The organism is Paenibacillus taichungensis (genome assembly GCF_047302525.1).
Classification (GTDB): Bacteria; Bacillota; Bacilli; order Paenibacillales; family Paenibacillaceae; genus Paenibacillus; species Paenibacillus taichungensis_B.
The window spans coordinates 3,849,593-3,875,494 of record NZ_CP168020.1 but is presented as its reverse complement, the minus strand read 5'-3'; the positions used below and the strand labels follow the sequence as shown (position 1 = coordinate 3,875,494).

At 44.9% G+C, this 25,902-nt stretch carries 25 protein-coding genes; 19 read left to right on the top strand and 6 right to left on the bottom strand.

Annotation, left to right across the window (positions count from 1 at the left end; translation table 11 throughout):
• Positions 1-56: 56 nt before the first annotated feature.
• Complete coding sequence (locus tag ACDJ58_RS17210) at positions 57-347, bottom strand: HNH endonuclease (RefSeq protein ID WP_413372103.1); 291 nt, start codon at positions 345-347, stop codon at positions 57-59.
• A gap of 172 nt (positions 348-519) precedes the next feature.
• Between ACDJ58_RS17210 and glp the strand changes: the two genes are divergently transcribed.
• Together glp and mobB are read left to right on the top strand one after the other, a co-directional pair.
• A complete protein-coding gene (gene glp / locus ACDJ58_RS17205) occupies positions 520-1,788 on the top strand; it encodes a gephyrin-like molybdotransferase Glp (protein ID WP_413379715.1) in 1,269 nt (422 codons plus the stop codon).
• Positions 1,789-1,795: 7 nt separating this feature from the next.
• Positions 1,796-2,341 carry a molybdopterin-guanine dinucleotide biosynthesis protein B gene (mobB, locus tag ACDJ58_RS17200; RefSeq protein ID WP_413372102.1) on the top strand — a complete coding sequence of 182 codons (546 nt, stop codon included), beginning with the start codon at positions 1,796-1,798 and terminating at the stop codon, positions 2,339-2,341.
• A gap of 187 nt (positions 2,342-2,528) precedes the next feature.
• Here mobB and xerS read toward each other — a convergent pair whose 3' ends face one another.
• Positions 2,529-3,635, bottom strand: a complete 1,107-nt coding sequence (gene xerS, locus ACDJ58_RS17195) for a tyrosine recombinase XerS (protein ID WP_076289150.1) — start codon at positions 3,633-3,635, stop codon at positions 2,529-2,531.
• Positions 3,636-3,794: 159 nt separating this feature from the next.
• Between xerS and ACDJ58_RS17190 the strand changes: the two genes are divergently transcribed.
• On the top strand, positions 3,795-4,283 hold the full coding sequence (locus ACDJ58_RS17190) for a GNAT family N-acetyltransferase (RefSeq protein WP_076289151.1): 489 nt from the start codon (positions 3,795-3,797) through the stop codon (positions 4,281-4,283).
• 153 nt (positions 4,284-4,436) lie between these two features.
• A complete protein-coding gene (locus tag ACDJ58_RS17185; protein ID WP_413372101.1) occupies positions 4,437-5,330 on the top strand; it encodes an aldo/keto reductase in 894 nt (297 codons plus the stop codon).
• A gap of 506 nt (positions 5,331-5,836) precedes the next feature.
• Here ACDJ58_RS17185 and ACDJ58_RS17180 read toward each other — a convergent pair.
• Entirely contained in the window at positions 5,837-6,715 is an 879-nt protein-coding gene (locus tag ACDJ58_RS17180; protein ID WP_413372100.1) for an aminoglycoside phosphotransferase family protein, read from the bottom strand.
• A gap of 350 nt (positions 6,716-7,065) precedes the next feature.
• On the opposite strand from ACDJ58_RS17180, the gene ACDJ58_RS17175 reads away from it, so the two are divergent.
• The 8 genes from ACDJ58_RS17175 (at position 7,066) to ACDJ58_RS17140 (ending at position 14,717) form a co-directional block, all read left to right on the top strand.
• On the top strand, positions 7,066-7,341 hold the full coding sequence (locus ACDJ58_RS17175) for an acyl carrier protein (protein ID WP_064637210.1): 276 nt from the start codon (positions 7,066-7,068) through the stop codon (positions 7,339-7,341).
• Entirely contained in the window at positions 7,328-8,719 is a 1,392-nt protein-coding gene (locus tag ACDJ58_RS17170) for a hypothetical protein (protein WP_413372098.1), read from the top strand. Before ACDJ58_RS17175 ends, ACDJ58_RS17170 begins: the two co-directional genes overlap by 14 nt.
• 23 nt (positions 8,720-8,742) lie before the next feature.
• On the top strand, positions 8,743-9,849 hold the full coding sequence (locus ACDJ58_RS17165; RefSeq protein WP_413372097.1) for a hypothetical protein: 1,107 nt from the start codon (positions 8,743-8,745) through the stop codon (positions 9,847-9,849).
• Positions 9,821-10,996 (top strand): radical SAM protein, encoded by a 1,176-nt coding sequence (locus tag ACDJ58_RS17160; RefSeq protein WP_413372096.1) that lies wholly within the window; start codon positions 9,821-9,823, stop codon positions 10,994-10,996. The genes ACDJ58_RS17165 and ACDJ58_RS17160 overlap by 29 nt, the downstream gene beginning before the upstream one ends.
• Positions 10,997-11,055: 59 nt before the next feature.
• Complete coding sequence (locus ACDJ58_RS17155; RefSeq protein ID WP_072733265.1) at positions 11,056-12,039, top strand: ATP-binding cassette domain-containing protein; 984 nt, start codon at positions 11,056-11,058, stop codon at positions 12,037-12,039.
• A complete protein-coding gene (locus ACDJ58_RS17150) occupies positions 12,036-12,845 on the top strand; it encodes an ABC transporter permease (protein ID WP_413372095.1) in 810 nt (269 codons plus the stop codon). The genes ACDJ58_RS17155 and ACDJ58_RS17150 overlap by 4 nt, the downstream gene beginning before the upstream one ends.
• 102 nt (positions 12,846-12,947) lie before the next feature.
• Positions 12,948-13,661, top strand: a complete 714-nt coding sequence (locus tag ACDJ58_RS17145; RefSeq protein ID WP_413372094.1) for an ABC transporter permease — start codon at positions 12,948-12,950, stop codon at positions 13,659-13,661.
• A gap of 12 nt (positions 13,662-13,673) precedes the next feature.
• Entirely contained in the window at positions 13,674-14,717 is a 1,044-nt protein-coding gene (locus ACDJ58_RS17140; protein ID WP_413372093.1) for a hypothetical protein, read from the top strand.
• Positions 14,718-14,804: 87 nt separating this feature from the next.
• On the opposite strand, the gene nrdF is transcribed toward ACDJ58_RS17140, so the two are convergent.
• From nrdF to nrdI, 3 genes are read right to left on the bottom strand one after another with little or no spacing between them, the layout of a single operon-like run.
• On the bottom strand, positions 14,805-15,767 hold the full coding sequence (nrdF, locus tag ACDJ58_RS17135; protein WP_413372092.1) for a class 1b ribonucleoside-diphosphate reductase subunit beta: 963 nt from the start codon (positions 15,765-15,767) through the stop codon (positions 14,805-14,807).
• A gap of 42 nt (positions 15,768-15,809) precedes the next feature.
• Positions 15,810-17,894 carry a class 1b ribonucleoside-diphosphate reductase subunit alpha gene (nrdE, locus tag ACDJ58_RS17130; protein WP_413372091.1) on the bottom strand — a complete coding sequence of 695 codons (2,085 nt, stop codon included), beginning with the start codon at positions 17,892-17,894 and terminating at the stop codon, positions 15,810-15,812.
• On the bottom strand, positions 17,881-18,240 hold the full coding sequence (gene nrdI / locus ACDJ58_RS17125; protein ID WP_413372090.1) for a class Ib ribonucleoside-diphosphate reductase assembly flavoprotein NrdI: 360 nt from the start codon (positions 18,238-18,240) through the stop codon (positions 17,881-17,883). Before nrdI ends, nrdE begins: the two co-directional genes overlap by 14 nt.
• A 281-nt stretch (positions 18,241-18,521) precedes the next feature.
• Here nrdI and ACDJ58_RS17120 point away from each other — a divergent pair, with 281 nt between their 5' ends.
• The 7 genes from ACDJ58_RS17120 to ACDJ58_RS17090 all read left to right on the top strand — a co-directional run bounded on the left by ACDJ58_RS17120 (position 18,522) and on the right by ACDJ58_RS17090 (position 25,878).
• On the top strand, positions 18,522-20,135 hold the full coding sequence (locus ACDJ58_RS17120) for a helix-turn-helix domain-containing protein (RefSeq protein ID WP_413372089.1): 1,614 nt from the start codon (positions 18,522-18,524) through the stop codon (positions 20,133-20,135).
• Between the two features lie 101 nt (positions 20,136-20,236).
• Entirely contained in the window at positions 20,237-21,319 is a 1,083-nt protein-coding gene (locus ACDJ58_RS17115) for an ABC transporter substrate-binding protein (RefSeq protein ID WP_413372088.1), read from the top strand.
• 190 nt (positions 21,320-21,509) lie between these two features.
• On the top strand, positions 21,510-22,238 hold the full coding sequence (locus tag ACDJ58_RS17110) for a response regulator transcription factor (RefSeq protein WP_413372087.1): 729 nt from the start codon (positions 21,510-21,512) through the stop codon (positions 22,236-22,238).
• A 28-nt stretch (positions 22,239-22,266) separates the two neighbouring features.
• Positions 22,267-23,112, top strand: coding sequence for a sensor histidine kinase (locus tag ACDJ58_RS17105; RefSeq protein WP_413372086.1), 846 nt, complete (start codon positions 22,267-22,269; stop codon positions 23,110-23,112).
• Entirely contained in the window at positions 23,109-23,762 is a 654-nt protein-coding gene (locus ACDJ58_RS17100; protein WP_413372084.1) for a response regulator, read from the top strand. The genes ACDJ58_RS17105 and ACDJ58_RS17100 overlap by 4 nt, the downstream gene beginning before the upstream one ends.
• Before the next feature lie 185 nt (positions 23,763-23,947).
• Entirely contained in the window at positions 23,948-25,306 is a 1,359-nt protein-coding gene (locus tag ACDJ58_RS17095) for a right-handed parallel beta-helix repeat-containing protein (protein ID WP_413372083.1), read from the top strand.
• The gene (locus tag ACDJ58_RS17090) at positions 25,303-25,878 is read left to right on the top strand and encodes a nitrous oxide reductase accessory protein NosL (RefSeq protein ID WP_413372082.1); all 576 of its coding nucleotides are present in this window, start codon (positions 25,303-25,305) and stop codon (positions 25,876-25,878) included. The genes ACDJ58_RS17095 and ACDJ58_RS17090 overlap by 4 nt, the downstream gene beginning before the upstream one ends.
• The last annotated feature ends 24 nt before the right edge of the window (positions 25,879-25,902 follow it).

The window sequence follows — 25,902 nt, the reverse complement described above, 5'->3', positions numbered from 1 at the left end:
GTAAGGTGGAGCGAGCTATGCCACTGAAAATGACCTTGGACGCTGTTCTTTTTGTTTTACGATTTGCGGACATGATGGGACTTTCGAACACGAGGAATGGTTGTGGCAGGTTGTTTGCGAATCCAGCGGATATAAGGAGCGATGCGCTTATCTTGCCTTAGTGCCTGTATCTCAGTTAAACCTAAGGTTATAATATGGCGATTGGTATACAGAGAATGAATTTGTTTGTGGCAAGGGATACAGAGATCGGCAGTAGGCATGTGCGTTCCACCCATTTCTTTCGGTGTCAGGTGATGGACTGTTGTCTCGACAGGCTCCCTTCCACATAATTCGCATCGTTGGTTCATAAAAGTCAGCTCCTTTTCTCTTACATATTATAGTCTGTCAATTCGTCTTTCATGTGAATGGTATGTTGGAGAGTACTTGTCATGACCTAGCTTTCGGGCTACACTTTTTAATATGAACAAATGACCCAGGGAGGTTCTATCACCATTGAAAATAAATTCACATTCAACGGATATGACGACTGCGAAATTTATCCGTAAAGCTATACAAGTACCGGATGCGCAGGCGAAAGTTGCTGCTCATGTCAGTTCGGGTTCAATAGAAAAAGTAACACTTGAGCAAGCACATGGTCGAACGCTTGCTGAGACAATTCATGCTCCCCATCCTTACCCATTCTTTCGTCGTTCCGGAATGGATGGGTTCGCGATTCTAAGTTCGGATACGATTGGAGCATCCAGCGAGCAGCAGATTTGGTTCCGTGTCATTGATGAAATTCCATGCGGGTATACATCGGATCTTACGATTACATCTGGTACAGCTGCTCGGATCATGACAGGAGCTCAAGTACCGGAAGGTGCAGATGCTGTTGTTATGATGGAGATGACTGAAAGTAAAGAAGAGCACGGGGAACAATGGATTGCCCTGAAGCGTCATATTCAGCCTGATGCTAACATTACGCCAATTGGATTGGAAGTTCATGAGGGCCAATTGCTGCTGGAAGCAGGAACGATTATTCAGGCAGGTGAACAATCCGTGCTGGCGACTTTCGGCGTAGGTCAAGTGCCTGTATATAAACGCCCAAAGGTAGCTATTTTTGCAACAGGTACAGAATTATTGGAAGTGGACGAGCCATTGCAACCAGGGCGTATCCGAAACAGTAACAGCTATATGCTTCGTTCTCTGGTCGTTGAGGCGGGAGGCGAACCGGTTATGTATGGTTCAATCGCTGATGATGTGGATACCGCACGTACGAAGCTTGCAGAAGCGCTTGAACATAATGATATGGTGGTCACAACAGGTGGGGTATCCGTAGGAGATTATGATATTATGGGTGACCTGGTTCGGGAAGGGAATATGGAGATGCTGTTTAACAAAGTGACTATGCGTCCCGGTAGTGTTACGACGGCTGCTGTGGTTAATGACAAGCTCCTATTTGCGCTTTCGGGCAATCCTGGAGCTTGTTTTGTCGGCTTTGGGTTGTTTGTTCGGCCAACGATTCGCACGATGCAGGCCGATGCTCATCCTTATTTGGAGGAATGGACAGCTATTTTGGATGATGACTATACAAAGGTCAACAATTTCACACGATTTGTACGCGGACGGACAGAGATACGTAACGGAATGGTGTATGCTAAACCTTCTGCCTCGCGTGTGGACGAATCCAGTGTCATGATTACTATTAAAGATAGCGATTGCCTGATCGTTGTTCCGCCCGAGAAAAAGGGCATTCCTGCTGGTGAACAGGTTCGAATTCTCAGACTTCCCACGGGTCATGTCAGGTAGGTCATACATGTCTGAAATAAGCAGCACTTCACCACATATCATGCAGATTGTTGGATATAAAAACACAGGCAAAAGCACCTTAATTGCTGCACTTACCCGATACCTTACTTCTGCTGGACGAAGAGTGGCTGTAATTAAACATGATGGACATGATCATTTTGAGATGGATCACGAAGGAACAGATTCCTACAGCTTTGCTCAGGCGGGGGCCGATGCAGTCGTTGTCATGTCGGATAAACGTACTGCACTCATTGAAAGACAAGCAACTCCGTTGGAAGACATGATAAACTATCTGTCAGCGTACGACTGGATTCTCATTGAGGGATACAAACAAGCGCCTTACCCCAAATTGGTCATGGTCCGTGAAGTGAAGGACCTTTCTCTAATCGAGACGTTACAGGATGTAGTTGGTATTGTTTCATGGCTGACGGATGAAAGGAGAGAATGTGTGGAGGCAAGAGGGAGCCTCGTTTGGCATTCTATTCATGAGACAGAGGATATAGCAAGATGGCTGGTCTCGCTTGAGCGTCATGAAGAGAAAAGAAAATTATGACGAAATAATTATTATGTAAACTTAATGGTATGAAATGTAAGGAAAAGAGTATGTTTTCATTAATTTTGCGAGTGAATAAAAATAAAAAAAGCGAACCTTGCAGGAACATTTTCCTGGAAGAATCGCTTTTTTAAGTTAGCTTGATATTTTGTAAGGAATCGAATCATACTTGAGCTGTAAAAATAGACTAAATCCCGTCATCAGTGCGGCGTTCAATTGCTTCAGACATCGTTTTATCCGTGAGGTGCGCGTAAATTTCGGTTGTTTCTGTAGAAGCGTGTCCAAGCTGTTCCTTCGTTTTATAGATATCATTTTGCAAATAATAGTCAGTCGCAAAAGAATGGCGCAATTTATGCACAGTTAGATACGGCTTGCCGAATTGTTTGGCGTACTTCATGATCATGGCCTGTATGGCCCGTTTGGTCATCCGACTTCCTTCGGAATCTCCATTGCGAAGAGCGATAAACAAGCCTTTTTCCCGTTTGGGTGTGCGGTAACGTGACTGGCGCAGATTGATATAGGTTGCGAGTTCATCCTTGGCTTGTTCTCTAAAATACACGGGTGTCTTAAACGTCTCATCATTATTACCTTTGCGATATACATATAGAAGTTTATTGTTCAGATCCAGATCATCCACGTTAAGGTTCACCACTTCTGATACACGCAAACCCGAATTCAGAATGAGGCTGGCGATGCAGGCATCCCGTTCTTTGTTTAGCTCATGTGAGTAGATTGCCTGTTTGTTCTTTTCCATATCCACGGCATATCCTTCAAGGATGTATCCGATAAACTCCAGCAACTCTTCTTCTTCCAGAAGTTTACCCTTTAGTTTGGCTGCTGTATCTTTGGGTTTATGGGTACGTTTGATCTCAATCTTCGCCATAATGTTTCGTTTCAGCAGTGGATAGAAATCTTCGTCTTCCGCAATCTGACTTAAATAATGAAAGAGCGAACGCAGAGAAGAAAGTTTGCGGGAAACCGTGATTCTGGAGTTGGCTCCTTCACGCTTGGTGGCCAAAAATAATCGATATGATGTCACTGATTCCATTCGAAGGACTTCCAGTTCAAGCAATGTAACTTCCTTATTAGAGCTTGCTTCGGACAATCCTTCTGCGCGTAACCAGCCAAAGAAGGCTTCATAATCCCTTAAATATTCAAGCAAAGTAGAAGGAGATAAATCAGGTAATTTATAGTCAATGAATTGCTGAACGAACCAAGGCATGGAAGGCAGTTTGTCATCCAGCTTGCGTCGGTCAATCTCTTTTTGCACATTGGTCAAGTTCGGCACCCCCATGTTAAAATAATTTCTAAAATATGCTATATCCTAGTTTACCATATTTAGATCGTCACAGCCTGTTCACGGAACCGGAATAAGCAGATTCATGCTTCCTTGCCCTTGGCGGTGTAAAGCTTTAAAGTATGAGTTATAAGTAGAGCAGAGGAGGTGAACCGGATGAATATAAAAATAGAGCTGGTTCCCCGGGAACGCAGTCAGGTGATTCGGCACTTAATGCAATTTTATCTGTATGATTTTACTAAATATTTGAATATTGATGTGGATAGTAACGGTATTTTCCCGGAGTATCCCGGATTGGACGCTTTTTGGTCAGAGGAAGACCGTAAGTTTCCTTTTTTGATTACGAGTGATGAGGCACCAGCAGGGTTTGCATTAGTAGAGCGTTGTGAACCAGGCAGCAAAGATAATGACTACTATTTGACCGAGTTTTTTGTAATGCAGAAATACCGGCGTAGTGGAGTGGGTACTCGGGCAGCTTATGAGCTGTTTGAACGTTTTCCGGGAAGATGGAAAGTAACCCAGGTGCGCAACAATGTCATTGCTCAGGCGTTCTGGCGAAAAATCATAGGGGAATACACGGGAGGCCGCTTTCGTGAGAAATTTCATCCTGAACTGGGGAACCCGAGTCAGTTCTTCGTAACCTGATTCAACGGATGTATCCGTGTTGGAGGAAATAAAGTAAGATGAACAAGTGGGTGTAATACCCAACATAAGGGTAATACATACCGAAGACTACTTTGTACTATATGAACTTTCATTATCTGTAACCAAATTCACGAAGCTTGGAGGAAATGATCCATGGAACTACGTAATTACGGAAACACTGGCATGAAAGTAAGTACACTTGGGTTTGGTGGAGCGGAGATCGGCAAGAACGTATCCAAAGCAGATGTAGAAACATTGCTTAACAGTGCGTTGGATGCAGGGTTAAACGTCATTGACACGGCTGAATGTTATGGGGATAGTGAAGAGTTAATTGGAGATGTGCTATCACATCGCAGAGACGATTATTATTTGTTTACCAAATGTGGACATGCCGCTGGGGTAGATGGCCCAGATTGGGACGCCAAAGTATTAGAGCAAACGATTGACCGTAGTCTTAGAAGACTAAAAACGGAATACGTTGATGTAATCCATCTTCATAGTTGCTCTGAAGAAGTACTTCGGCAAGGAGCGGTCATTGAAGTGCTGCAACGAGCCAAGGAAGCTGGGAAAACAAGATTTATTGGATATAGTGGCGATACGACAGATGCACTTTATGCGATTCAGACAGGTGTGTTCGACAGCTTTGAAACCTCGCTGAACATTGCCGATCAGGAAGCCATCGATCTGACGTTGCCAGAAGCGAGAAAGAGGAATATGGGGGTTATTGCCAAACGTCCCATTGCCAATGCGGCATGGACGTATGACTCGCTTCCGGAAGAAGCATATCCCTTTGTATACTGGAAGCGCTTGAATGAACTTGGTTATGGATTTCTGGGCGAAGATGCACAAGCAGCCGTTGAAACGGCATTACGTTTTACGCTCAGTACAGAAGGGGTAGACACGGCGATTGTGGGTACAGCCAAACCTAACCGTTGGCAGCAAAATGCCGATCTTGTCGCCAAAGGAGCTCTGAGTAAGGAACTATATGACGAGATTAGAGAACGTTGGAAAGAAATAGCGGGAGCTGACTGGACTGGACGAACTTGATTCTTTCAGCTATAAAAATAGCATGATAATCACAAAGTCGCCTTAAAGGCGGCTTTTTTATTGGCAACAACCTTATATTTTCACTATATGAAAAATTCACAACAACAAAAGCGTACTGGCTATGTCCATAGGAATGGGGTTGCTTTCGCCAGATTTCCATCCAAAAATTAAGGGGGAATTTAATCGTGTAGCTTCAAATGTTAACTCACCTGCATCTTTCTTCGTACACTATATTATTATTTCAACATATGAAAAATTCATAATAGTAAGATCAATTGACGCTCCCCAGTTCATATCTGCATCACCACTACATCATCTCACCAGCTTGTTATAACGAACTGCTTTATCCTAAGCTCAATGTCAACACTGATTTGTAATTAATATTGCAAGATTTAGAGGTTAAATGGGATGGCTGAAATAAATGCAAAACAAATCTACGGATAAGCAGAAAGAAATCCCTACGCGGGGCTGTGCGCCCTGCGTAGGGATTTGGTAGGCTAATATGCTTAGAGCGATTTATAGTCATGAATAATGACATCTATGACACGCTTTCCCCAATTCGAGGCTTCCGAGCCTTGTTCATTCCAATCGTAGGAGATGAGTGCTTTCCACAAAGCCCAGCCACGGGCACGATCAACCGTATCTTGGTCAACTTTCATGCAGCTTAGGAATATCTCACGACTTACATCATCAAAAAAATTCCATGCCATCACAAGATCACTTGAAGGATCGCCCACGCCCATAGTTCCAAAATCAATGACCCCGCACAGTCGTCCATCTTGCACGAGCAGATTGCCTACTGCAACATCACCATGCAGCCATAACGGTGACGCTTGATATTTCGTTGCCAGGGCAAGCTCCCATATTTCAGTCATGAGTTTTGGATCGTATTGGCCGGATACCTTTTCAATGACGGTCCTTGTATCTGTATCGTAAACCGCTAAGTTCCCCCCGCGATGAAAATTTTGAATGCCTGCGGGTATGCCGTGACTAGCATCAATGGCTTCTAGTTCTCTCAGAAATTTAGCGAGGTCTTCGGCAAATGCGCCTAGATCGAGTACATTGGCAGGCGAGACGGTCTCACCTTTAATCCATCGGTTGATCGACCAGGGAAGGGGATATTCGTCCGAAGGTTCACCTTTTGCAATGGGAGCTGGAACGGGCAATGATAGCAGAGGTTTGAAAACAGGAAGCCACTTCAGTTCTTTTTCTACAGCAGAGGCGTAACGTTCGTGACTCGGTAAACGAATTGTCATTTCGTCTCCAAATCGATAGGTGCGGTTATCGTGCCCGCTTTTTTCTACGGGTGTTATCGTTAAGCCTTTCCACTTCGGAAATTGACTATCGATTAATTGACGAACCAGTTCAATCGTAATTTCAATCATATCCTCGCCTCGTTTTCTCTAAAATGGATGGCTTTAACCGTTAGTACATAAATTTTATCAATTTGTCTTGATCTTATCAAAGGGAGAAAATCGTCTAAAACGAGATGAGGAGGGCCGACCCTGGGAAGCCGCCAAAATAGCGGTTTTTTAGTGGCTAGAAGCCTTGTTGTGAGTAGAATATCATAGGTTTTTATCCCTTGACATAAAATGTCATTATAAAGATAATAATTGTAACTTTGGAAGAGGGAGGAGAAAAACAAAACCCAAACGAGGTTTGTTTTGAATGGCATATGTAAGCGCAATAATTTCGGTTGTACCTCACACAATTATCACTTTAAAGGAGTGTAGTCATGTACGATAAAATCGTAGATATTTTGTGCGCTATTAAAGAAGACCAACCGGAACTACGCCAATCCCTGTCCCCAGCAACGGAACTGAATAACGATATTGGTCTCGATTCTCTGCAAATGATCCAGTTTATGCTCAAAGTCGAGGATCAGTTAAACGTAATCATTGACTATGACGAATTCGATTATGAACATCTCCAGTCGATCGACACATTTATAACATTTCTGAAAAGCTGCCAGTCTCAAGAGCAATCATTGTACGAAGATGTCCAGAAGTGAGGCCGGGGTAATTCCAACGATCGTTATGGGGACGTTTGATCCTGAAACGCGATGGAGGGATCCGGACTTATCCAAGCTACCTGCTATGCCTGATAAGGACAGAGAATCCATTGTCCTATGTATGGACGAGCTGTTATTTCCATTTTGCGGGCCAGACGATATCCTCTACACCCGCTGCAAAATCGATCCAAAGCTGTACGAGTATCTGAACGGGTTAGGTTTTTCCTTTCGTAGCCGTTACCACTTTGATTTGAACGATGTGGAGAGTTCCTTACCCGAACCGGACGTTTTCAAGCAGTGCATGTTCAGTCTTGCTTCAGACGATCAACAGCGTGAAGCGATGTTGACCCACAACGTAAAACATCTCTCTCCTTATGCCATTACGGCTGATACGGAGGAGTACCTGCATGCCGAAGGATCGTTGGGTTCTTTGCCCGACCTTGAGACGGTTAAGCATGTAAATTCCAAATTTTACTCCAACCGACTCCTGACCAGGATCGGAGAGAAGTGTTATGGTACGGAAGTGAACAGTGTAGTAGAAGTGCAGGCTGTCGGAAATACGCTGCTGAAGCGAGGGGCGTATTTACTGAAAGATCCATTCGGTGTTTCCGGCAAGGGCAATATGCTCATTGAAAATGAAGCCATGCAACGAAGAATAGCAGAGCACCTGGACAAGCAGGAGAGAAGAGGATTGCGCTCGCAATTCCTGCTGGAACCACTGCTGAGAAAAGAGATCGATTTCAGCTCACATTGGTTCATTCATAAGAGCGGTGAGAGGGATTTCCTATCGGTTCAGCGTATGCTGAATCAGCAGCAGAATTACGGCGGGTCTATTAGAGCAGATGAGGCTTTGCTCCTTCTGCTGGAGAACGCGGGTTATTTTGATACGATAGAAAGGGCACTTCGGGTATTATTCGAGGACGGATACCATGGCTTCGTGTGCTTCGACTCCATGATTCTGAAGGACGGAGATGTCGTACCCATTGTAGAAATTAACGCGCGCAAGTCCATGGGTCTCATTAATGCATATCTTGATAAAGGCTGGGAAACGTACGGCTATAGTGGACTGCTTACCTTTCTGTCTCTCGGTCTACCTGAAGGCTTTACGTTTGAAAGTTTGCTGGACGCTTTGCATGGATCCGGTCTTCTATTCAGAGGGCAAGGTGAGTACGGAATTATGCCTATTTCATCTAACACCATAATGGTGAACGAAATTCTGACCTCTCGGCGTATATCCGAGGGAATCCAGAGTCATCGTGGTATGCCGAAGGGACGGTTGTATATATCGGTGGTGGGCCGTGACGACGAACATCGCAGTGAACTGATCGTGAGTCTGAGGCAGGTACTCGCTGACTTGTCCATTAAAGTGTACAACTAAATTCTGGAATGCGGAGGCTGCGCATGAATTCATCTTCGGTTACCCTGCTTGCGTCAGGCAATTCGCTTGGGGCATACATTCCGGCTATGCATCTGAACACGTACCTGCAAGATAGAGGTGTTAGAACGGACGTTCACGTTCTGGAGAACCTGTATCAAGAAGAAATCAGGTGCAAGATTAATTCCACCAAAAAAGCATTTCATGCTGATTTCTCTGTTGCCCTTATGGGGCATAAACTGGCCAAGCCTGTAGACTCTTCCCTGAATGAAGAGGAAGTCCAGTTCCTTTTGGACGCATGGATACGTGATGGTGTGTCTCATTTTGCTGTGTTTACCGGTTTTTGGCTCCCGATCCTGGAGCGCTACAAAGCCATTGCGGACAAGCCTCTGGATATTCAAATAATCCGCTTGGATGCCTGCGATACGCCATCGTTTAAAGTACACAAGTCCTTGTATCCGGACTACGATAACGTTTGGCTTTACGAGCCTTCAAGGTTGTCTCCAAACTGCTATATTGCCTCAGATGAAAAGGTACTCCTGCCATATGCACAGCGTGAAGGACGCATTCTGATCCATGGCGGCGGCTGGGGGATCGGAACGTACGTGTCAACGATTGCAGAGCTTCGTCAACTCGGTTATTTGCTGGATGTGATCGTCTACGATTCTTCCGAGGTGGAGGAGGACGATGGGAGCACACGCTACTTCGGAACAGAGGCTTCATGGAATCCATGGAGTCGGGATGCCCAGGGGCGGCATTCATTTCCGCCAATGAACCAATATGTGCGTGAAGAGGGCATTCTTCGGGCAACTCCGCTCCGTGATTACTCTGCTTATACGGACCTGATGCGCAATTGTGCTGCCATTATCAGCAAGCCGGGAGGAGCGACACTGAACGATTCGTTGTCCTATGGAATACCTTTTGTCATGTTAGAGCCGTTTGGTGACCATGAGCTTCAGAATTCAAACTATTGGAAGTCCTGTGGTTTCGGTATCCGATTCGCGGAATGGAAAGCCATGGATTACTCGGAACAACATCTTGAAGAAATGTACAGACGTTTGCTAAAGCAGCGATCAAAAATCAAGCATTTGGGGAGGAAAACACATGCAGCCGAAAACAGCAGTTACGTTTGATAAGCTGACATTCCAAAATATGAAAAGAACCCTCGTTCCGCTCGCAGAAACGGGAAGGAAACGTCGGGAGGACCCGACGTATGCCGCACCCGTGCCTTATGAGATCGGAATCAAGCTTAATAACGGCTGTAACCTGCGGTGCAAGCATTGCTTTGAATGGAATCCAGATGGCTTCCATCACGGCTTTGCCAGTGAAGTGAAGAGAGACGAAATCGAGATTCCCGTCGTGGAAAAACTGTTGGCCGAAACGAGAGAACGCAAATCACGTGTGTTCCTGTGGGGCGGAGAACCGCTATTTTACTCCAAGTTCGATGAACTGGCAGAACTGCTGGCTAAGGAAGATCGGCATACGACCATTTGTACAAACGCGATTCTCATTGAACAAAAGCTGGATTCTATTTTGAAAATGTCTAAGAATTTAGTCATGCTGGTCAGCCTGGAAGGATTCGAGAAGGAGAACGACGCGATCCGGGGCAAAGGCACGTTCAAAAAAGTGATTCACGCCATACAGTTGTTGTTGGATCTGCAAAAGCAGGGCTTGTACAAAGGAAAAGTGTCCGTAGCTCTGACAGTAAATGACCAGATGGTCGATCAGCTTTATAGCTTGATGGAATTCTTTGAAGGGTTGGGCGTTGATTCCGTGTACTTCTGCTTCCCATGGTACATCCCTTCCGATACGGCGGAAAAAATGGACACCTACTTTGATGCGCACTTTCCGCACCTTGCCTCCCGCTTTGCGAGCGACCACAAGAATAGCTGGCACTCTTTCACGTTTCACATCTCACCGGATCGTTTCGACACATTAATCGAGGAATTTAAACGAGTCAATTCACGAGTGTGGAATGTACGTATCCGCTATCAGCCTGCGCTGGAGCCCGAAGAGGTAGAAGGTTTTATTCGGGGTAGCGAAAAGCCGGCCATGAATCGGACCAAGTGTTTCTCGATCTCGAACCGGATGGACGTGATGCCAGACGGTAAGGTCAATCCATGCAAATTTTTTCCGGAATTCAGTGTCGGTAATTTATACGAAGAAAGTGTGGCCGATATTTTCCACGGTGAGGATCTGCGAAAACAACGCGAGATTCTGGCCTGCGGTCTGACACCGATTTGCTCCAAATGCGTGCTTCTGTATAACAACGGAGTTTAATCGCTTTAACTTTAAGCCGCCAATAAGGGAAAACATGCAATTATTCAGGAGGAGCGGGGATGGACTTTATCCGTGTACGGGAACTGCACAAATCGTTCGTATATTACCGGAAAGAAGCAGGACTCAAACATTCACTGAAAAACTTATTTGCTCGCAAATCACTTGTGAAGGAAGCGGTTAAATCCGTTTCCTTTGATATCGGCCCCGGAGAGTGCGTTGGATTTCTGGGTCCGAACGGAGCAGGTAAAACCACAACGCTCAAAATGTTGTCAGGCATTCTATATCCCACAAGCGGAGAAGCCGACGTACTTGGCTATGTGCCTTGGGAACGAAAGAACGAATTCAAACGGCTGTTCTCCATTGTAATGGGTCAGAAAAATCAACTTTGGTGGGACCTTCCCGCCAGCGATTCGATTTATTTGAACAAATGTATATATGACGTCGAGGATGATCTCTATCGTCGAAGTCTTGCCGAACTATCGGAAATGCTTGATGTACAAGATCTCCTGGATGTACAGGTCCGAAGGTTGTCCTTGGGTGAACGTATGAAAATGGAGCTGATCGCCGCTCTGATCCACCGACCAAAGCTGCTGTATCTCGATGAGCCGACGATTGGCCTGGATTTCCCCTCTCAGAAGAGGGTGCGGGAATTTCTGAAATACTATAATGAGCAGTTTGGCGCCACGATCCTGCTGACGAGCCACTACATGAAGGACGTGGAGGACCTGTGCAAGCGAACGATCATCATTAACGAAGGAAGTCTTCTGTATGACGGAGATCTTCATAAGATTAACGATCTTTTTGGCGAGCACAAAATTGTAAAGTTGCAGTTCTCGGAGCCGGTTGCCGAGCAGCGGCTGGCCAAATTCGGAAAAATGATCAGTGCAGACGACTACAGCGTTGTTCTGGAGCTGCCCAAACACCGGCTAAAAGAAGTGTCGCGTGCTATGCTCGATTCGTTTCCGATTGTTGACTGGACGATTGAGGACGTGCCGATCGAGGAGAGTATCTCAATGCTCTACCAAAAGGAATCCGTCGGATGAACGGACGCAAATTGTACACGGCTGTTTTTTCGATGGGTGTGCAGCAATCGATGGAATACCGATTTCACTTCTTTCTCGGTCTTCTCGGAGCCGCGTTTCCGATTCTTGTCCAGTATTTTATATGGACAGCGGTGTACCAACATTCCGGCGAATCGGCGCTATTCTCGTATTCATATAATCAAATTATTTTGTATACGATCTTGGCGGGTTTGGTATCCAAACTAATCGCTACCCAGTTCGAGCACCAGATCGTCGACGATATCAAGAACGGCGGCCTCAACAAGTATTTGATCAAACCGGTTAGTTACTTCGGATATCGGCTAGTATCTTTTTTCGGACAGAAAGCGATCTATTACGGCGTTACAGCTGTGCTGCTTGTCGGGATTATCTGGATCTCATCTGCCGGTGGTGTGCTTGAGTTCCAGGTCATACGGATGATCTTGTTCGTCGTCACGCTGTCGGGGGCGCTATTGCTCAATTTCTTGATCTCTTACTGCATCTGTGCAAGTGCTTTTTATCTAAATGAAATCTCTTATTTTTTCGTCATTACGAGTCTGCTCGTGAATATTCTGAGCGGAGGTATGTTTCCGTTGGAGATTTTCGGGGATTCAATTGTGGAGGCACTCCAATACACGCCGTTTCCATATACCATTTATTTTCCAGTCAATGTGCTCAGCGGCAAAACAGAAGTGGTGGCGATGTACCAAGGGCTGCTCATCCAGTGCGGGTGGATACTCCTGTTCTTATGGCTATCCCGTCTAACGTGGCGGATATCCATGAAGAAATATTCAGCGGTTGGGGGGTAGCGGATATTCCATATGTTTAGAGTCCTGAGAAAATACGCACATTTGTATGGCATGTTCATCAAAAATTGTCTCATTGCTCAGATGGAGTTTCGAGGTAATTTCATGATGAGCCTGCTCGTGGAATCCGTCTACCTGCTTGCCAAACTGTTATATGTGCTCGTTGTGTTCCGCACCGATCTTCACGTCGACGGCATACCGCCCGAAGGGCTGCTTCTATTTATAGGCATGCACACCGTAGTGACAGGAATATATGTCGGGCTGTTTTTTACAAATTTCACGAAAATTCCGGAATATATTAAGGACGGCTCGCTTGATCTAATGCTAACGAAGCCGGTTTCTCTTCAATTCATGGCTTCTTTGCGTTATGTCGATCTGGCGCTGCCAATCCCTGATATTTTAGTTGGTTTCGTCATGATTGGCATTGGCTGGCATGCCATGGACATACCCCTGACGTTTCTCCAGCTAGCCGGGTTTATGCTGCTGTTATTCGTGTCCGTTATCATCACATACTGTCTAATGATTATCCCTGCATTGCTGTCATTTCGGTTCGTTCAGACGGGTTCTGCATCGGAGATCGCCCATTCCGCCTGGGATGCCAACAATTTTCCAATGGCAATATACCCAACTTGGGTCCGGCGCATCGGTACCTTTGTCATTCCGTTGTTCCTGATTACCAATTTCGGGCCGATGTTCCTGCTAGGACAGCTCAGCTGGCTCTATACAGGTCTGGCGCTGGTCGCTTCGCTTATACTCTTCACAGTTATACGATTGCTCTGGAAACAGGCTGTGAAGGGATATAGTAGTGCAAGTAGTTAAGGGGGAGAAAGAATGAATGCTGTTCAGCTACCCGTGTTAAATCCGCCGCTTAAAGGATTTCTGCGGTGGGCTTACACGCTTTCGATTACCAGTGCACATGAGGAAACGATTCCTTGGTATTACAGCAATTTCATTCAGTTGTCCTGCAAGAAAACCTTTCTGGAGGATGGCAGACAGTTTTATATCGATTTTTTCCGGGGCAAACCCAACGAATTGAATTTCAATAATCCCTTTCTACTCACATGCTCTGTGAATTATACGATTCTGGAGCATTTGGCGCTGGACGCCTGGCCCCAATTTTTTGCGGATCAGATTCGCAACGGCTATTATTGTGTCGTGTTTTTGGACGAAGCTAAGCTACCGCCAGCGGCGGCCTATCAGAAAGAACCGTTTCCGCATCATCTTTTTCTATACGGTTTCCATTGGGAGAGACGTGTTTTTGATGCTTCCATGTTCGACCATACGGGAGTTTACCGCAATGTACAGATTCCGTTCACGGAGTTTCTGGATGCTATCCATTCCATGAGACATCTGCTCAGAGAGGGACTCACCGCGGATCATCACACTTATTTTTACAAATACGAGCCGCATTCTCCTTATCCTTTCGATAGAATCGTAGCACTCGACCAACTGTATGATTACCTGAACGGAGAGACCCATCTGAACCGCATTAATTACAATCCTGACGATGAACAGGCTTTCGGAATTAATGTCTACGACTATCTGCAAATGTACTATGATGCCGTAGAGAGCAACGATCCTCGCCTTGGTGACCGCAACGATGTGAGGCATCTTCATGTGCTCTGGGAGCACAAAAAAATGATGAGTGAACGGATTGCCTACTTGATAGATGAGAGGACGATCCCATACGACGAAGAACTCGTGAATGGTTATCAGGATATAACCACCAGGGCAATGAAGCTAAGGGATCAATACATCCGTCATGAAATTCGTGAAGACAAGGCAGTGTTTGCGAAGGTAAGGCTCCGGTTGGAGCAATTCCGAAAGGAAGAGCCTGCTCTGCTGCAAAGACTGATTTCATTGCTCGAAAAGTAAATAAAGAAGGCTATTCCTCTAGGAGGAACAGCCTTCTTTATTTATATTCATAGGCTACACGTTAGCCTTATTATGACTCTTAATAACTTACTCAAACTTGAAATCATCATCAGTCAGGGGTTCTACATTCAGAGTACGAATATACCCATTGCCTTTTTTAGAGAAAAAGTCATGCTGTTTGGTATGTGTACTGATTCCATTTAACACAATCGGGTTGACTTCCTCGTCATCAAATAATGGCTCAAAACCGAGGTTCATCATAGCTTTGTTAGCGTTATAACGAAGGAAGGCTTCTACTTCTTCGGTCAAATGAATAGGGGTATATAATTCCTCCGTATATTTCAACTCATTTTCATGAAGAAGCTGTACTAGATCAACCAAACCTTGATACACATCGTTCCGCTGCGTTTCATCAAAGCTCGCGTATATTTCCTGGGCCAACACGCCCACATATACACCGTGAATACTTTCATCCCGCAGAATCAGATCAATGATCTCACCACTGCATGTGAGTTTGCCTTGTCCGGCTAAATAGAGTGGATAGAAAAATCCGCTGTAAAACAAATAACTTTCCAAAAGAACGGAGGCAGCCATCGCCATATACAGATCTTTTGAAGTTTCAATGTTCATGTAATACTGACGTATAACCGTCGCTTTGGTTTGCAGATATGGATTTTCTTCCACCCATTTAAATACACTGTCAATTTCTTCGGTTGATGCCAACGTGGTAAAAATACTACTGTATGATTTCGCATGAATTTGTTCCATCATTGCCATAAAACTAAGTACGGCCTTGCGTTGCAGTCCATCCACATGTTCCATAATCTGTGGCATACCTACACCGCCCTGGATCGTATCCAGAAGGGTTAAGCCTCCCAAAACTTTCATATAAGCGTCTTTTTCTATCTCACTGAGCATGCCCCAGGTCATTTTATCATCGGATAAAGGAATCTCGTCATCGGTCCAAAATTGCATAATATTCTGATTCCAGAACATCAGTGTGAAATCATCATCCGCCCGATTCCAGTTCACAGCTTGAATTGCCGGCATGGTATATCAAACTCCAATCGTAATACCCTAAAGGGAAATTATTTATATTGAACAAGCAATGCATTCTTCCATCGTCAGCTTGTTGGTTCTTGTATAATACAGAGATTTCAACCCTTTATGAGCAGCATACAGGTAGCAGCGAGCCAACTCCCGCGTGGATACATCACTGTTTACATGAAGAATGGTTGAGATGCCTTGGTCCACATGCGGCTGAATCTCCGCAATCAAATCAATCACCTTGAATTGATCCATTTGATACGCTGATTTGTAATAGAAGACGTTATCCTTTTGCAAATAGGGCATCGGATAATACGTGGTTGAATTGGCATAGGTCCGTGTCTCAATTTGTTCCACGATGGGCATTACACTGGATGTTGCGTTTTGGATATAAGAGATGCTGGCCGTTGGAGCAATAGCCATACGATAGGCATGATAGAGACCATTTGTCATCACTTTAGACTTAAGTAGGTTCCAATCTTCGGGAGACGGAACAGCAATTCCGTTGAACAATTCTTGTGCTTTCGATGTGGTGGGACGGTAATCCGTAGTCACATAACGATCAAAATATACCCCAGACGCATAATCCGATTGCTCAAATCCATAGAACCGTTTACCCGTTTGCTCTGCAAACTCCATACTTTTCTCAAGAGAATGATAATTCATGGTCATAAAAAAGGTACGTACAAAATCCTTGGCTTCCGAGCTTTCATAAGCAATCCTGTTTTTGGCTAAGTAACCGTGCAGATTCATGGCACCCAAGCCAACGGAATGCATTTCGGAATTGGCTTTTGCCACACCGGGAGCATTGGCAACATGCGTCATGTCGCTGACGGAGGTTAGTGCGATCATGCCCTCATGAACGGATTCCTTGATCTTGCCACTCTCCATAACATTAACAATATTGAGGGAGGCCAGGTTGCAGCTGATATCTTTGCGGATAATATCCGGTTGACCATAGTCTGTAATTTCAGAAGTTTCTTGGAGCTGGAAGATCTCTGTGCAGAGGTTCGACATTTTGACTTGTCCTACGTTTTTCAAGGCATGTGCTTGATTGGCATTGGTTTTATTAATGATGTAAGGATAGCCGGATTCAAGTTGAGTCATCGCTATCTTGGTCAGCATATCCCGTGCGCTGAGCGATTTTTTCTTCTTCACACGATCGTCAGCTAGCAAGGTATCATACATTACGTCCAGATCCATATCATCCAAATGTGTTCCATACGCCTTATAAACACTATAAGGTGCGAAGAGGTACAGGGGCTCATTATCTTGAGCCAGCTTATAAAAACGATTGGGAACAATAAGTCCGATAGAGAGAGTTTTCAACCGGATTTTCTCATCCGCATTAATCTTTTTGCTATCCAGCAGTTCCATAACGTCCCAACCGAAAATATTATAGTATGCTGCGCCAGAACCTTTACGTTGACCCATCTGATCGGCGTAGGAGAAGCCGTCTTCCATCAGCTTAAGAACAGGCGTGATGCCTTTAGCAGCACCTTCAACCCCTTTAATGACTTCACCACGAGCACGTAACTTCGAAAGGTTGACAGCCACTCCACCACCGATTTTGGATAACTGCATACAAGTGTTTAGTACATAGTTTATGGAGTTCAGTGAATCATCCATTTCAAGCAGGAAGCAGGAAACCAATTCACCGCGCCGACTTTTTCCCGCATTCAGGAAAGTGGGGGTTGCGGGTTGAAGACGCTGCTCCATCATCGAACGAGACAGCAAACAAGCCGTATCAAAGTGTCCTTGACCCAAGTGAAGAGCTACGGCTGCTACCCGATCTGCATATTGCTCGAGGTATGTTTTGCGGTCATATGTTCTCAATGCATAATCAGTATAGAATTTAGACGCTGCCATATAGGAAGGAAAGTTATACTGATAGCCACGCGTAATTTCAAATACTGTTCTAACTTCATCGGTTGTATAGGAAGCATAGAAATCCTCGTAATAATCATGATCAATCATGAATTTGACTTGATCATCAATGTTGGCAAAAGCCATACTTTTATCTTTGATTTCTTTCATAAACTCCTCTACAGCCTCTTTATCCTTATGTAACTGGAAAAAGCCATCAGAGTCGCGCTTTAACAACATGTTATTTAATTCAATATGACGCAATGCGGCTCACCTCCTGTTCAAAATACTCCACATCTCTTTTGGAACCCGATAATTCAAATTTACTAATAACAGGGACATTATAAGATGCAGATATCAAATCAGCACTTTTGGCAAAACGCTCACCCCAGTTTCGGTTACCGCTGGCGGCCACGCCAATCAGGTATTCAGAGTTTTTTTGCAAAAAAGAAGACACCTTATCAGGTATCTGTCCAAAACCTGTTGTATATGTCACAAGTACGTACGGTTCATCAATCGTCATTTGATTCTGAATCTGAACTGTCGGCAGTTGAAGCTTGGAAATAAACCTCTTAACATTCCCGGTTATAGAATCATACACAATTAGCACTATCATATCCTCCTTGACAAATGAAAGGTGATCAAAAACAAACACTATATATAGACCTATTTCTTAATTTTATATCAATATATAGCTTTGTCAAATGCTTATCGGTATCAATTTTGTGAAAAACCGGATGAATGGGCTCTATTACTAGGTTTAAAAAATTTGTGGCTTAGTAGATATCCATATTCGAAGACACGATATTTGGTGCATGAGAGAATTATGATTGACATTGAGAATTGTTATCATTTAGAATTTTGAAGAAGATTCGAAAAGAGGGATGCGCTATGATGACACAATTACAACAAAATCACCCGCAGGGTGAAGGACAGACAGCAGCAGATCTCGCATGGTATGGATTAAAGAACGTATTCAAGGATTCGGTCGACAAGGCCTACCGTTTGATATACGAAGAAACACCAGATCATGTCATTCTTGTTGCTGCAAATCGTCACGGCAAAATCGTCATTGATGGCATACCTCATCCGTTCGTTCCAAATAGTGCCCATTTAGTATTACCAGGCCAACGGGTCGAGACCGTTTATTTAACGGATGGAGAGCAGATCGTATACCGGATTCATATCGGCATCATTCCATATGATGGACAGAAGGTGTCCTCTGAGTGTTTGTTAACGGAGCTTGGTGGGTCAATCACGGTTCCAGATGCACAGGTGCAGCAACTTTGCGAAAAAATCGTCGGTTACTGGCATACGGGGGATTCAACAGATCGTTTCGCAAGTCAAGCAGGTTTCCAGGACCTGCTGCATCTGTTGTTCAAGAAGCAGAACCAACACGAGAACGCACTTGAGAGAGCACGGGAATACATGCTGCATCACTATCAGGATACAATCACAGTCGAGGACCTGGCCGATGAGGCGGGCATGAGCCGCTATTATTTCATGAGATCATTCAAAGAGAAATTCGGTCAGAGTTCGATGGACTATCTGGCAGAGATTCGTACTAACGAAGCCAAACGTCTGATGGAAGCAGGACAACCACTGAAAGACATTGCTCTATTGGCGGGTTTCAAGGACCAACACTATTTCAGCAGCCAGTTTAAAAAGCAGGTCGGATTACCGCCTCGTACATATATGGCAAACAGGAAATGCAAAACAGCTGCGTACAGCTGGCCCAATATTGGGCATTTGCTGACCCTGCAAATCATCCCTTTCGCAGCGCCCATTGATCAGTTTTGGACAGATGATTACCGTCGGAAATATCGTTATGATGTCAAGGTAGCACTCAGCCACGACTATGATTTCAACCTCAAAGCATTGATGCGGGCCAGGCCAGACCGGATTGTTGCATTGGACGAGATGATCCCCGAAGAGGAGAAAGAGAAGCTGCGGCACATCGCACCGGTGTTGTTTCTAAGTTGGCACGGAGAGGATTGGCGGCAACATCTGCGGCGAACGGCCCGTTTTTTGGACCGGGAGAATGAAAGTGAAAGATGGCTTCTTCGATATGAGGAAAAGGTGGAAACGGTTCTTCATCATATTCCTGATTCGTTTCAACAAGGTAAGCTAATCGCATTAAGTGTGTCTCCCCGGGGCATTCAGATCTGGGGCAGAAGAGCAGGAACTGTATTTTATGACGATTTGAAGATTGCCGCGGCTTCAGGTGTGGATCAGATCGAATTTACCAGATACGTGGAAGCCGAACAGCTTGCTGCATTCGATGCGGACGTCATCATCGTTAGTGTTATGAAGGACCATCATTCCCAGATGGTGTGGGAGAGACTTCAACATGCGGAAAGCTGGAAGCAGCTGCATGCCGTACGAAACCGGCACGTCTATCTGACACAGGGAGGCCATTGGTTAAGCGAACCGATCCTGGAACATACAGCCAATCGGCATGAACTTCTGCTTCAGGAAGTAAACTTGCTATTTAGTGCCCGGTAATGGGCGAAAGTAGACATCTTCTTCTATTTTCTTCGCTGAGGAACATCTGTATAATCATCATGTGATAATCATTCTCAATACAGAAATGCGGAGGGGAACTCATGTCTCACACAGAAAATAATGATCTCTTTAGACGAGGTCGTTCAAAAAAGGCTACACTTGGAAGGAAACGCGGATTTGCAGGATTGATGCTCCTGCTGTTGGTTCTTTCACTTATGGTCGTAGCCTGCGGAAATAGAACAAATACAGCAGGGGAGCAAGCCACAACAGAAACGACCAAGACAAACGCAAGCGCAGCGACTCAAACTGCCGAAGAGCCTCAGACGCAGGTCATCGAACATGCCATGGGCAAAACGGAAGTTCCGCTGCATCCAAAACGTGTTGCCGTATTTGGTCTTGAGGATCTTACATTGTCCCTGGGCGTACCGATGGTCTATGCATACGACTTTGATGGCTACTACTTGGATGACCAACTCAAAGCACTGAACATTCCGCTCTCTGGAAATGCAGATTTCAATCCGAATCTGGAAGCCATCCTGGCAACCCAGCCGGATCTTATCGTGGTTCAGCGAAACGCCATTGACGACAAAGCTTATGAGGAACTGAGCAAGATTGCGCCAACCATTGCTTATTCACCGGATGATTGGGAGACAACCATTGTGGAACTTGGCAAGGCAACGGGTCTGGAAGATAAAGCACAAGAGGTGCTTCAGGCGAACACTGACAAACTGAAACAGGCCAAGGAAGATATCATTTCGGCTGTGGGCCCGGACAAAACAGTTGTCTTCATGCGTCCATCGGACAAGGATCTGCAGGTGTTCTTCCCGAGCTTTGCACCACTCATCTACACTGAATTGGGGTTGAATCCAGACGAAAGCGTTACAGCATTCCAGAAGGATACTACGGACGATTGGGGAGTCACGACATCTCTAGAGAAGCTGCCCTCCATTGGAGCTGATTATGTGTTTGCCATCTACGGAGGATCGATTAGCACGGAAGAAGAGTTCAATGAGAACAGTGTCGTTGCAACGGAAGTCGAGAAACTTCATGTATGGAAAACGATGCCTGCTGTGAAGGACAACCATGTGTTCAAAGTGTCAGCCAGACATTGGATGATGTCCGGCCCAATTGCAGACGGCAAGGTGGCCGACGATGTCGTAGCAGCCGTCACCGGCAAGAAATAAGCATGGACATAATCGTTCATACATTGTCTACAATTCAGAGATAGATTATTAAAGGCATGGCTCTATGGAGTCATGCCTTTTGTGTACGTTGAAGGTATGCTGATTACATCAAGCTCACTCACTGGCTTGAGGATTTACAATGAGAAACTAAGAAAATGACCCGAATATTGCAAAGATTTGGAGGTATGACATGAACGGGACCCTGCAGCAAAATAGAATATTGATTGTAGATGATGATGAACGGGTCCGAAGACTTCTTCGCATGTATTTGGAGAAAGAACAATTTATCGTTGAGGAGGCTTCGCTAGGCTGGCAAGCCCTTGGGCAGCTTCATCACGGTTCTTATGCCTTGATCATTCTCGATTGGATTCTCCCTGATATTAAGGGGATTGAAATATGCCATTATCTTAGGACCAACTTAAGCATACCCATCATGTTTCTGACAGCCAAGTCAGAAGAGACTGATCGGCTTGAAGCTTTCAAAGCAGGGGCGGATGACTTTGTGATGAAACCATTCAGTCCGAGGGAAGTTGTGCTCCGCATTAAAACTATGATGGCTCGTTATAACGGATTAATCGAACCTGCGCCAAAAGATCATTCAGCGAGCGAGGTGTTGATTTCCTCCATTCTAATCAATCCAACTTCCCGAAGAGTTACAGTAGAACAAGAGGAGATTCATATGACCCCCAAAGAATTTGATTTGCTTTATCATCTGGCGACACACTCGGAAATAGCATTCTCCAGGCAGGATTTGCTGAGAATTGTTTGGAAAGTGGAGCATGAGGAAGATCTGGATTATCGGACTGTAGATACCCATGTGAAGCGGTTGCGTGACAAACTATCCGAGTATGTGCCAAATCGGGAGGATCTGATTCAAACCCTGTGGGGGTTCGGTTATATTCTTCGTTTGCCTCACTGATTCTTATCTTGCAGTTCAGGAGGAGAATATGTCTTACAAACAAATCAAGTGGATGATCTTGCTCATTCCCACCTTGACCGTTGGACTGTGGGAGTATGTACGACATCAGTTTCTGCTCCCCTATATATCGATGGATTTGGGCAACTGGCTTACGCCTGTCATTGTATATGTAGTGAGTATAACGTTGTTAACTCGCCTGTTTCTCATGTTGGAACGTATTCAGGAAGAGCTGGAGCATGAGCGTGAAGCCAAAGCCGCATTGGAATCTCGTGAAAAGATGGCCAAGGAACTCCATGATGGAATCGCGCAATCCCTTTTTTTATTATCGGTAAAAGTGGGGCGTTTAGAGGAACAAGCCAAGCAGGATCAACAGCTGGACGATGTGTATTCGATCAAAAAAACGGTTCATGAAGTCAATCGTTATGTACGTCAGGCCATTGCAGATTTGCGTTATGATCCTAACGCTAATTATGCCTTAGCTATGAACGAATCGGCCACACTACTTGGTCAAGTTCGAAGAATTGCCAAAGATATCCCTGTCCGAATCGAATTGGATTGGAGCATCCCGGATGATGCTTTTACTGACAAAGAGAAAGTAGAACTGCTCGCTTGTATTCGGGAAGCTCTTTTTAATATTCAAAAGCACGCATCTGCTTCCCAAGGATGGATTCAGGGAAATGGGCACAAGAAGTGCTGGAATATCACGATTCGAGATAATGGAATAGGGTTCGAGATGAATCCTTTTGAACGGAAGGATCGATATGGACTAAAAATCATGAGAGAGCGGATGAATGAACTGAACTTTAACATGCAATTCCGAAGGGAACAGCAGCTTACTGTTGTCGAATTTTCAAAGGATGGTGAGATGTTATGAGCCATACTCGCGTACTTGTTGTAGACGATCACGCTCATGCGAGAGAAGCCATATGTGAAATTTTATCCATGGATCCCGGCTTCGAAGTGATTGGCGTCGTATCGGACGGTCAACAGGCGATTGACTATACAGAACAGTGGCTTCCTGATCTAATCCTCATGGACATTCAGATGCCGATTATGAACGGTCTTGAAGCAACACAGCGGATCAAATTGTCCTTTCCTTATGTGAAAATTGTCATGATTACCGTCTCGGATGATGTACTACACCTTCTGGAAGCGTTGAAGCGGGGAGCTCAGGGTTACCTGCTCAAAAACCTGGAACCGTCCATGTGGCTGGAATATCTTCATTCCATCGTTACAGAAGAAGCTCCATTGAGCCGCGAAGTGGCTTACCAAATCCTGAAGGATGTCTCACTCACGGAGAAAAAAGAACCTGACGTTCCACTAACGACAAGGGAAAAGGATATTCTGTATGGCGTGGCTGCAGGGTGGACCAACAAAGAAATCGCTGTGAATTATAAAATTTCAGAGTATACGGTCAAGAATCATTTAAAAAACATTTTGCAAAAACTGCAGGTTCAAAATCGTGTTCAACTGACACGTTACGCATTGGAGCAAGGGCTTATTACAGACCATAATCGTCTGTAATAAGCTTTTTTACTATATCCGTGTGTTCTTTCTATTTTCATGTTAAGTGGATGTAATTTTTCTACTTTTGCCACAATGACCTCACAATTTGGACACAAAACGTCCAGCTCTATAGCTAGCTTGAGCTATATGGTAAAAATTTGTTTTTATGTACACTATGAGCAGTGTGTTTCATGAAGGAGGTTATGATGTTTCGCGAACGGATTGTCCTGGGCATGTTGCTGTTTATAGGGCTACTGTTGATCCCACTATCTTACCCGCTTGACACTGCAAACGCTGCTCCTGAAGCCAAAGATGCCATTCCACTCCAGCCAATCATTGATGGTTCTAGACCTGGAGAAGTGCTTGTGCTTGAGCCGGGTATATATTCTGGTCCCATAAGTATAGACAAGAATATATCCATTCGAGGGGACTCATCCGTAATGGTATTGAATAGGGAAGCTGAATCCACGATTACCATTCGTTCAGATGGAGTGACATTGCAGGGTTTCACGGTACGACACTTAACAAATGAACCCACTGCTGCGATTCAGGTTGAAGGAGATCGAGTAGAGATCACGGGCCTGGATATTCAGAGTCAAAGTTTTGGAATCGTGCTGCGGGGTTCCGTCGACGGGCTCATACATAGCAATACTATTTTATGGGCTGGACCGGAGTCTGCTTCCAGTGGTCAAAAGGGGAATGGCATTGATCTGTACAATTCCCATCGTACCCACATCGAAGACAACAAAATTACGGGTATGCGGGACGGTATCTACCTGGAGAACAGTCGCAATCTTACGGTTAAGGCTAACACGCTCTTACATACCAGGTATGGCATTCATTGTATGTATATCGATGGTTCTTCTGTTGTGGACAATGTGGGGGAGAACAACAGTACCGGAGCCATGGTCATGGGCGTCAAGAATACAGTTGTATCGGGAAATTCCTTTCGCAAACAGAGCGAAAATGTGCATTCACAAGGGATTTTGTTGTATGACGTACAGCAATCCTCGATTCATAACAATGTTGTGGAAGGAAATCGTGTTGGCATGAACATTGCTGAATCCTCAGGAAATGAAATTCGCGGCAATGCGGTGCTCCGGAATTTCATCGGAATTCAGCTCGTGCTTACGGAGGATAATCAGTTTACCAGAAACCAATTTGTTTCGAATGTGATTGAAGCTTCAGCGATGGACAGCCGGAACAATGAGATAAAGGAAAATTACTGGGATTCCTTTCAGGGTCTTGACCTGAACGAGGATGGAATTAGTGAACTCTCCTATGGGATTAACCCTTTTTATGAGCAAGTGGTCAACCGAAATTCGGCCTATCAGCTTTTCTTTCAATCTCCAGGCATGATCTTTATGAGCAACTTGTTTACGGAAGGCAAGGCAGAGTGGACAAGCGACAGATCGCCATTAATGAGTATGGAAGCGGAATCACAGACGACGAAGACAGGTACACAAGCGGTCAAAGATACAACCGGGGTTTGGATCATCGGATGCATTCTGCTGTGTCTGGCCACTTTTATTATGATCAATATGGGGGTATTACGAAAATGAGAATAAAAACACATTGGAAAACAGTTATGGTGCTTCTCTTTGGGGTGCTGTTATTAACAGCTTGCGGAAAAAAATACGAGGCATTGCCCATCAATGAAGACGTGGATATCTGTGCCATTTGCAAAATGCAGGTGAAAGATGATGCCTATGCCACGCAGCTTACCACGAAAGACGGTAAAAATTATAAATTTGATGACATTGGTTGTATGCACCAGTGGAAAGAAGAGAACGGAACAGATAACATCGGGATGGATTTTGTTCGTGATTATAATGACAAGGAATGGATTGAGTACAGCAAAGCCACTTATGTATATGATGCTTCACTGCGTACACCGATGGCTTATGGCATCCTCAATTTCAAGGATAAACCATCTGCCGAAGCATTTGTTGCCGAGCAGGGTGTGGGAACGATCATGACCGCTGAAGACCTCGCATCCCACGATTGGAAACAAAACACAGAGACGATGGATATGATGGGTGAGCATGGGCATTCCGAAGAGGGTATGGGTGAAGGCATGCATGAAGAAACACATGGGGAAAGCGAATCAACGGAAGAATCAGGCCACAAGTAATGACCAATGAAGATGGTGATGCAT

Coding starts and splice junctions, on each gene's coding strand:
- xerS (WP_076289150.1), bottom strand. CDS start 3,635: ATGGGGGTGCCGAACTTGACCAATGTGCAAAAAGAGATTGACCGACGC.
- ACDJ58_RS17190 (WP_076289151.1), top strand. CDS start 3,795: ATGAATATAAAAATAGAGCTGGTTCCCCGGGAACGCAGTCAGGTGATT.
- ACDJ58_RS17110 (WP_413372087.1), top strand. CDS start 21,510: ATGAACGGGACCCTGCAGCAAAATAGAATATTGATTGTAGATGATGAT.
- ACDJ58_RS17155 (WP_072733265.1), top strand. CDS start 11,056: ATGGACTTTATCCGTGTACGGGAACTGCACAAATCGTTCGTATATTAC.
- glp (WP_413379715.1), top strand. CDS start 520: ATGACGACTGCGAAATTTATCCGTAAAGCTATACAAGTACCGGATGCG.
- ACDJ58_RS17100 (WP_413372084.1), top strand. CDS start 23,109: ATGAGCCATACTCGCGTACTTGTTGTAGACGATCACGCTCATGCGAGA.
- ACDJ58_RS17175 (WP_064637210.1), top strand. CDS start 7,066: ATGTACGATAAAATCGTAGATATTTTGTGCGCTATTAAAGAAGACCAA.
- ACDJ58_RS17180 (WP_413372100.1), bottom strand. CDS start 6,715: ATGATTGAAATTACGATTGAACTGGTTCGTCAATTAATCGATAGTCAA.
- ACDJ58_RS17160 (WP_413372096.1), top strand. CDS start 9,821: ATGCAGCCGAAAACAGCAGTTACGTTTGATAAGCTGACATTCCAAAAT.
- ACDJ58_RS17185 (WP_413372101.1), top strand. CDS start 4,437: ATGGAACTACGTAATTACGGAAACACTGGCATGAAAGTAAGTACACTT.
- ACDJ58_RS17150 (WP_413372095.1), top strand. CDS start 12,036: ATGAACGGACGCAAATTGTACACGGCTGTTTTTTCGATGGGTGTGCAG.
- ACDJ58_RS17210 (WP_413372103.1), bottom strand. CDS start 347: ATGAACCAACGATGCGAATTATGTGGAAGGGAGCCTGTCGAGACAACA.
- ACDJ58_RS17095 (WP_413372083.1), top strand. CDS start 23,948: ATGATGTTTCGCGAACGGATTGTCCTGGGCATGTTGCTGTTTATAGGG.
- ACDJ58_RS17115 (WP_413372088.1), top strand. CDS start 20,237: ATGTCTCACACAGAAAATAATGATCTCTTTAGACGAGGTCGTTCAAAA.
- ACDJ58_RS17165 (WP_413372097.1), top strand. CDS start 8,743: ATGAATTCATCTTCGGTTACCCTGCTTGCGTCAGGCAATTCGCTTGGG.
- ACDJ58_RS17120 (WP_413372089.1), top strand. CDS start 18,522: ATGATGACACAATTACAACAAAATCACCCGCAGGGTGAAGGACAGACA.
- ACDJ58_RS17170 (WP_413372098.1), top strand. CDS start 7,328: ATGTCCAGAAGTGAGGCCGGGGTAATTCCAACGATCGTTATGGGGACG.
- mobB (WP_413372102.1), top strand. CDS start 1,796: ATGTCTGAAATAAGCAGCACTTCACCACATATCATGCAGATTGTTGGA.
- ACDJ58_RS17140 (WP_413372093.1), top strand. CDS start 13,674: ATGAATGCTGTTCAGCTACCCGTGTTAAATCCGCCGCTTAAAGGATTT.
- ACDJ58_RS17090 (WP_413372082.1), top strand. CDS start 25,303: ATGAGAATAAAAACACATTGGAAAACAGTTATGGTGCTTCTCTTTGGG.
- nrdF (WP_413372092.1), bottom strand. CDS start 15,767: ATGCCGGCAATTCAAGCTGTGAACTGGAATCGGGCGGATGATGATTTC.
- ACDJ58_RS17105 (WP_413372086.1), top strand. CDS start 22,267: ATGTCTTACAAACAAATCAAGTGGATGATCTTGCTCATTCCCACCTTG.
- ACDJ58_RS17145 (WP_413372094.1), top strand. CDS start 12,948: ATGATGAGCCTGCTCGTGGAATCCGTCTACCTGCTTGCCAAACTGTTA.